9 protein-coding genes and 1 pseudogene are annotated in these 6483 nt (G+C 36.3%); 8 read left to right on the top strand and 2 right to left on the bottom strand.

Annotated elements, in window-relative coordinates:
* Positions 1–43: 43 nt before the first annotated feature.
* A complete protein-coding gene (locus tag H6G06_RS26920) occupies positions 44–250 on the bottom strand; it encodes a hypothetical protein (protein WP_190565119.1) in 207 nt (68 codons plus the stop codon).
* Between the two features lie 1046 nt (positions 251–1296).
* Entirely contained in the window at positions 1297–1485 is a 189-nt protein-coding gene (locus H6G06_RS26915) for a hypothetical protein (RefSeq protein WP_190565101.1), read from the bottom strand.
* Positions 1486–1595: 110 nt separating this feature from the next.
* Here H6G06_RS26915 and H6G06_RS26910 point away from each other — a divergent pair, with 110 nt between their 5' ends.
* The 8 genes and pseudogenes from H6G06_RS26910 to H6G06_RS26875 form a co-directional block, all read left to right on the top strand.
* Positions 1596–2015: a hypothetical protein gene (locus H6G06_RS26910; protein WP_190565118.1), complete on the top strand. Its 420-nt coding sequence runs from the start codon at positions 1596–1598 to the stop codon at positions 2013–2015.
* Between the two features lie 41 nt (positions 2016–2056).
* Positions 2057–2923, top strand: a complete 867-nt coding sequence (locus H6G06_RS26905) for a hypothetical protein (protein ID WP_190565117.1) — start codon at positions 2057–2059, stop codon at positions 2921–2923.
* Between the two features lie 153 nt (positions 2924–3076).
* A complete protein-coding gene (locus H6G06_RS26900; RefSeq protein ID WP_190565116.1) occupies positions 3077–3745 on the top strand; it encodes a hypothetical protein in 669 nt (222 codons plus the stop codon).
* A 68-nt stretch (positions 3746–3813) separates the two neighbouring features.
* On the top strand, positions 3814–4413 hold the full coding sequence (locus H6G06_RS26895) for a hypothetical protein (protein ID WP_190565115.1): 600 nt from the start codon (positions 3814–3816) through the stop codon (positions 4411–4413).
* Positions 4403–4585 carry a hypothetical protein gene (locus H6G06_RS26890; RefSeq protein WP_190565114.1) on the top strand — a complete coding sequence of 61 codons (183 nt, stop codon included), beginning with the start codon at positions 4403–4405 and terminating at the stop codon, positions 4583–4585. Before H6G06_RS26895 ends, H6G06_RS26890 begins: the two co-directional genes overlap by 11 nt.
* Complete coding sequence (locus tag H6G06_RS26885) at positions 4585–4734, top strand: hypothetical protein (protein WP_190565113.1); 150 nt, start codon at positions 4585–4587, stop codon at positions 4732–4734. Before H6G06_RS26890 ends, H6G06_RS26885 begins: the two co-directional genes overlap by 1 nt.
* Entirely contained in the window at positions 4712–6142 is a 1431-nt protein-coding gene (locus tag H6G06_RS26880) for a P-loop NTPase family protein (protein ID WP_190565112.1), read from the top strand. Before H6G06_RS26885 ends, H6G06_RS26880 begins: the two co-directional genes overlap by 23 nt.
* Before the next feature lie 114 nt (positions 6143–6256).
* Positions 6257–6483 (top strand): annotated as a pseudogene (locus tag H6G06_RS26875) (hypothetical protein); the annotation flags it as partial.

Genomic DNA, 6483 nt, shown 5'->3' with positions numbered 1-6483 from the left:
GTTTGGTGAGGTTGGTAGGAGTTTCTTGAGAATTGTGCAACCATTACGCAACCTCCATCATTTTTTGTAAGTTGGAGATTGCAGCCTCTCCAGTTATTTGTAATTGTTCAAGAATATTTAACCGCTTTAATAACGTTTTTGTATGATATAAAAATACTGGTGCGTAGGCGACTAAAGCGACTTCGTTAAAAAAAGATAATAGGGTACTCTTCCCATTTGGACATGGGAAATGATAAATTGTATTTAGCATAAATTTTAGTGCCTCCCTGGCACTTATATGAAGGGTTTAGGTTTTTAATAAGACCTGAATTTTTCCTTATAAGTCAAAGACTCAAAATAAAACGCAGAACTTCCACATTACTGCGTGAAAACAAAAGCCCTGGTCGGATTACCTGACTGGGGCTTCTTGATCATGGGCTGAAAAATTCAGATTGCCAGACATTAAATTCCTCCGGCCAAAATTGTGAATCTTGGCATAGGATGTTAGCTGTGTGTGTAAGCGGGAATTTAATGTTACGAACACGTTAATAAATTTTCCTCCTTGAGCTTGTTTATAGGATTAATAGCGATATATAAACACAGATCATAGTTTGAGCAATGCAATCATGGCAAGACCTGGATATAGTTATTTTCGGTAAAACTACTGAACATAACCTGATTTCCTAAAGAAATTGATTGGGACTGCACAGATCCATCAGCTGGCGCTTTTGGTTTCTGGGAGTCTGAGAGTGCGATGCCTGCGTTGAGCGTAGCTATCACAACGTTAGGAATGATTAGTGCGATGCTTGCTTTGAGCGAAGCGATTGCGCGGAGCGCACTGCCGGATACTGTTGGCGAATGTAATACATTTTTGTATTTTAAAGTATTACGGAAACTCAAACCTTCAATCTGTGGTTGCGGCTTTTAGTTGTAACACTTTTGTTTACCAGTTTGTAACACTTTCGCCAACAGTATCACTGCCAAAGGCGATCGCCTTGGATCGACTAAACAAGTTCGACCAGGTAATAACGTTATAACTTAATCAATATATACCCAAAACTGGGGAAAAGTCACTATAGTTAGAAAAATTAATGCAACGAAACTGCATTATATAGCTCCTAATTTATCAGCCTTTGCCCAAGTTTTTCTTAATTATTGGTATTACCCATATTGCATATTTACGATAGTTGATACTATTTCCACCTTAGTCATGCAGGATTGGTAATACATTTACAGGAATTGGTAATACATTTACAGGTGTGTGTATTACCTCCACTCAAATTATGCAGAGTACAGTTAGTGCATACTGCATCAAAATTAATCTTTCTTATTCGCTTCAACCCATTCACCAACTATTATTTCCAAAGCAGTGGAGATATCCAAGCCTTTGTCTATAAGGATTTTCTTAAAGTCTGTAAATAATTCCTTGGGTATGTGACCAGATAATTTTTTGTAATTGGGATCGTCTTTTTTAGCCATCAGAATAGGTGTTCGAGCTATTTTCACACCGTATTTTAGCCTAATGGTTGAAACTAGAAAAAAGAAATAAGTTATAACGTTGCAACTTAACTACGTTTCCACTATATTGGAAATGTGGAAGTTAAAAACTACAGCGTATGGAGCAAGAAAGGATAGTCTACGAGACTTTAATGGGTTATCGCGTAAACGATGTCCACTGGTGGAGAACCAAAAAAGCTATGCAAGCTTGCGGATTTCAGATGGACAAAAACGGGTTTGAATTGTTCATAAATCTGCGAAAAACTTCACCCAAATATTATTCTCAATTCCACAAAATCAAAGCAACTCTTGATAAGAAAGCTGTTGACATTGGTGAGGGAATGAAAGGTAAAGATTTTGTGAATTATTTAGAAAAAGAAGGAATCAAACCACACCAATCAACACTTTCCAGATGGTTTAGTAAAGCTGGCGGTTATAAAGCCAGAGCTTTTTATAGCAGTACAGTTTTAATTCCAATTGCTGCTATGGCACTGATTTATAAATCTAAAAATGAAGCTCAACTAGCAAAAGTTAGCTAGTAAATTCATGAGCAAAACAAGCTCATTTGAGGTAATCAACCATGTTGAATAAAGTAGCAACTCGCATCCAGTCCCGTCTATCCAGAAAAGGGCTAAAAGTTGTATTGGGAGAAATTAAAGACCAGTGCATCAAGACATTTCAGAACATTGAAAACCCAACAAAAGTAGAAATTAATGCCGTGACTGATTATTTTATGAACAATGCCACAAAACTAACAGTAATTACAGAAGACATAGAAGCAGTTACCACTAATGAAGCTGCAACCGAACTGGAGACTTTAACTAACAATAACTCTGACGAATTAGAACCAGAAACCACACCAGAAACATCCATCTGTGTAGATGATGAAAATGGAAACATTTCACCAACCCTCACGGGAGAACCGGAAACATTAGGAACTGTAGACAGTGCAAACGAAGTAAACACCCTAACAACAGGTAACAATTCCCACCCTGTTACAGCAGATCAAGATACTGAAAACTTACCCCAATCACAACACCAAGTAGACCGCACTGGATGGTATCAACCTGCACCGTTAGCAAACACTACCAAGAGTGAGTTAGTTACTAGCACTGCTCAAGGTTTAGGAGTTGTTCTCAATGAAGCTGAAATTGAATTAATAGCAACCAATGTTAACTGTAGTAGTGATGATTTACAGGAAACCTTAGAGGAAATCAAAGGGGCAATTATCGCATTTATCAAACATCGAATTGCTAATAATTCCAAGAAAATTGACGATACCTTAAACGAGATTGTAGAGGTAGCAACTGATGGCTTTAATCAAAATTCTCAACAATTAACTGATGGATTACGCAACATAAACCAACAGTTACAGCAACAATCAAAAGACTTTAAAAGCAAAGTTAAGTCAAGGCTCAAATGTTTCCAACTCCCAGAAGCCTCCTAATATTAAATTGAGGATAAATCCTACAGTATTATTATTAGGAATCATCCTTTTATCAGGTTTAGTTATCTTCGAGAACCTACGCTTCAATAACCGGATAACTAAACCTGTACACCGATATTTTACCGACCCTAACCTATATCTAGAAATACCACAATGAAAGCATTACCACCCGCTAAGAATATGAGAATCAAAAACCATGTCACAGCTAAAGGCGGAGCATTAAACAGCCAACTATCAGCAAAATTTGGAATTACCCTGACCGACTTTAAAAACGCAGTTATGGGAGATTTAGCCGCAATTCAAAAAATAGGTGAGTTGCACAGACAGGCTGAATTTATGAATAAATACGCTCCTAAACTGAGAGAACAATATTTGGAAATCATAGAAGGCACAGAAACCTATAATTTAGCCCTTGCAGATATTCTGCAAGCTGCTGGTAAAAGCACATTGGCAATAGACAAAGCAGCTAACGCTACTGCAATAGCTGATAGAAAATTCGTACACGGTAAAATCGAACTATCAGCACAATATCTAATTGACAAGAAACTAGAGAACGACCGTCACAAATACCAACTAAATTATCAAGAAGTCAAAGGATATATGGATGCTTTTCTAGTTGGAGTTGACCGTGACGTAGCAGTATTAGAGCAGAATAACAGACCTGAATGGAAACAAATTGAGGCAGATAAAAAATATCAAGAGAAAGTAATTGATGAGTACCTAGATAATGGCAACGATGCCAGAGTAGATTTAATTCCTCAAAAGAATTATAGAGGCATTAAAGGTAAAATTCAGCAAATATTAGGAGCATTAGGTTTTTAATTGTAATCCCCCAATCACGGGTAATGGTTGGGGGAATAGCATCAGGTTAATTTTACATTCTTAATATTATGTTAGCACCTCACACACCACCGGAGCTAGATTCAGTTATAGATAGTGAAGAATCTACACAAATTAATCAAGAAACAGTCAGATATTTAAGTCATATTGAAACTAAACTTTATGCTGATATTCAAGCTAGAAAGCGTATTGATAGCGGTTTATTGTTTATAGCTTGTCAGTTTAGCAGTTGTTCCCTATCTTGGTTATTATTTGAACTGCAAGTTACTTTATCTATTATCCAAGTAGCATCAGCAGTTGTTTCACTGCTACCAGGATTAATTGATGTAGGTGACAGCTTTAGTTTTTCTATCAGTAGTGAAAGCTGGGAATTTACATTAGGTCAAAAACCACTAATAGGAATCATCAAATTATTAATTGGTGGTGCAGTATCGCTACAAGGTACGAGTAAAATCACCACTGAAATTATCAATACTCAATCCCAAATAGCCCAAACATACAACGAGATTAGAAGTAGTGAAGGATTAAGCTTTCAATTACCAAATATGGGTTTATCCTTGCTGATTGGGTTATCAGCAGTTGCACTAATAGGGATATTTAAAAAATTTTCTAATACCGATAATACAGGAGTTAATCAAAATGAAGATTAAAGGTAACTGGGGATGTCTCCAGTGGTGGGTTAGTGGTTTAGCAACAGCCATTGCAATTAATTATTTAGCGAGGGGTTTTGTTGACATTGTTCTTAACATCAACTCACTGCTTGAATGGTTACAAAAGTCCGGTGTAGGTGAGTTTGTATATAGATTGTTGGGAGGTCCTTAATGACACAAGAAGAATTAAATGCTATTCCCAAAGAGCATTTTAGATTTGTACTCAAAGGAAACAAGGTAATTTTAATCTTTACTGATGATGGGGTATCTGGTGGCAGTTTTTGGGAGGTAGATAAAGATGCAAGAAATAACAGAATTTAACTCTAAATTAACAAAACAGCGTCGTAACTCTACAATCCTGGTAGGAATTTTATTAACCTGTGGTTTCAGTGCATCCATACCGATGTTTTCAGATAGCATCAAACACACAGAAACATTGTACTGTAATGTAAAAAGCAGTTGTAGAGGTGCTGATATAAAACGTGGTGTTAGTTATTTAGTAGATAAAGAACGACGTAATCAGTTGTTTGACAATTCCATCAAGGTTTTAAAAATCCTTCCACCAGAAGACGAAAAAGCTGTACTTTGGGGTGTAGCTAGTTCCTTATTTCTATTAAGTGCTTATGGAATAAGTAAAGCACTTACTGACCATCAAGAAAAAGCAGTTCATTCTCAATTCAAAATGTTAAAAATACGTGCATTAGAGAATGATTTAATTGAACAAACTCACATAGATTTATTTGGATTTACCAAAAGTAACCAAGCAGAAATCACCAAACAGGTGATAGCCCGTCAAACATCAGAAACCATCCAAGCTATGAAAAGTGATGGGGAATTACAACTTGACCACCTAAACGGCACTTTACAAGGGGAATTATCCCTTAAACAACACCAACTACAACTATCAGAACTAGATAAAGAAACAGCTAAGAACCAATTAGAAACAGCAGAAATAAAACGGAAGTTAGACAAACTATCTGGCACTTCAAAAACAGAAGATACTACCAAAACTACACCCAATGAACAACTAAAACAATCATTAATCAATGCACTCAAATCTCATGAAAACAGTTGGCTATGGTACTTAGTAGAATCATTCACCCCCATTATCATTCATGGTAAAGCTGGCAGTTATAAAAGCTATACAGCAGCAGCCATCGCACTCCTGAAACATTACCTAATAGATGCCAAAATCGAATCAATCGCAGATATTGACTACGACCAAAATAAAAACGATGCTTGGAAATTTCTAGTACCATTAGAACCCAATATTTATGGACAAGGAATTGATTGGGAATCTTACAATGATGGTTACATAGCAGCTATTGAACGCTCAAAACATAGAACCTTAAAAGATAACCCTATTGTATCTATTTGGGATGAATTAACTAACGCCAAAGGTAAATTTGATAACGCTCCTAATATAGTGCCTTTTGTAATTGCTACACCCAGAAAACGGAACGAACATTGTATTTTAATCAGCCATAATTTAACTCAAGATTGCTTAGGTGGATGTAGTGGTATTTCAGAACCAATAAAAACCCAAACATACAGATTAAATTTAAAAACCACACCACAAGCTAAACCGCTTTTTAAAGGCATCTTAGAAGGTTTAGTAGATGCTGATGGTAATGAATTAGAGCAACACCCAGTTACATTACCTGATTGGTTGCGACCTGAGAAAATCTACCAACATTTTAACGGTAAACCAATTGATTTTGATTCCTAACATTGTCTAACAAAAGAAACAGCTACCAAATTAAAAATAGCGTGATGCTTGACATCGAATGTCACTGGTAGCACTGGCAATAATGCCAATTTTCACTACTACCAAATAAACATTATGAAGGATATCGAATACACCGATAAGCCCCGGAGTTTACCATGCTGGTTTTCTCCCAAGGATAGCTATGTTGCATCTGCTTTGCTATCAGATGGGTTTGAATTTATTGGATTACTAGAAGATGTAGAAACACCTGATTATTTAGAGGTAATAACGGGTAATTGGTCATTAGGTTCTATCTGTTCAGTTAATGAATTAGTTGCAATTTGTGACGGTGCTGTATTCAG

The organism is Anabaena sphaerica FACHB-251, assembly GCF_014696825.1.
Taxonomy (GTDB): domain Bacteria; phylum Cyanobacteriota; class Cyanobacteriia; order Cyanobacteriales; family Nostocaceae; genus RDYJ01.
Note: the sequence above shows the minus strand (reverse complement) of the source record. Positions and strands in the feature narration are given on the sequence as shown.

What these genes read in the sequence shown, in the direction of transcription:
- H6G06_RS26880 (WP_190565112.1), top strand. Translation starts at nt 4,712, where the DNA reads ATGCAAGAAATAACAGAATTTAACTCTAAATTAACAAAACAGCGTCGT.
- H6G06_RS26900 (WP_190565116.1), top strand. Translation starts at nt 3,077, where the DNA reads ATGAAAGCATTACCACCCGCTAAGAATATGAGAATCAAAAACCATGTC.
- H6G06_RS26895 (WP_190565115.1), top strand. Translation starts at nt 3,814, where the DNA reads ATGTTAGCACCTCACACACCACCGGAGCTAGATTCAGTTATAGATAGT.
- H6G06_RS26890 (WP_190565114.1), top strand. Translation starts at nt 4,403, where the DNA reads ATGAAGATTAAAGGTAACTGGGGATGTCTCCAGTGGTGGGTTAGTGGT.
- H6G06_RS26910 (WP_190565118.1), top strand. Translation starts at nt 1,596, where the DNA reads ATGGAGCAAGAAAGGATAGTCTACGAGACTTTAATGGGTTATCGCGTA.
- H6G06_RS26920 (WP_190565119.1), bottom strand. Translation starts at nt 250, where the DNA reads ATGCTAAATACAATTTATCATTTCCCATGTCCAAATGGGAAGAGTACC.
- H6G06_RS26885 (WP_190565113.1), top strand. Translation starts at nt 4,585, where the DNA reads ATGACACAAGAAGAATTAAATGCTATTCCCAAAGAGCATTTTAGATTT.
- H6G06_RS26905 (WP_190565117.1), top strand. Translation starts at nt 2,057, where the DNA reads ATGTTGAATAAAGTAGCAACTCGCATCCAGTCCCGTCTATCCAGAAAA.